Consider the following 347-nt stretch of genomic DNA (forward strand, 5'->3'; position numbering starts at 1 on the left):
GTGTACAAGGCCCGGGAACGTATTCACCGCGGCATGCTGATCCGCGATTACTAGCGATTCCGGCTTCATGCAGGCGAGTTGCAGCCTGCAATCCGAACTGAGAATGGCTTTATGGGATTCGCTTACCTTCGCAGGTTTGCAGCCCTTTGTACCATCCATTGTAGCACGTGTGTAGCCCAGGTCATAAGTGGCATGATGATTTGACGTCATCCCCACCTTCCTCCGGTTTGTCACCGGCAGTCACCTTAGAGTGCCCAACTGAATGCTGGCAACTAAGATCAAGGGTTGCGCTCGTTGCGGGACTTAACCCAACATCTCACGACACGAGCTGACGACAACCATGCACC

1 rRNA gene is annotated in these 347 nt (G+C 53.9%); it reads right to left on the reverse strand.

Going from position 1 to position 347, the window contains the following annotated elements:
- Positions 1-347: ribosomal RNA gene (locus tag CVN76_RS00535) — 16S ribosomal RNA — on the reverse strand; the annotation flags it as partial.

This window comes from Bacillus sp. mrc49, assembly GCF_002803435.1.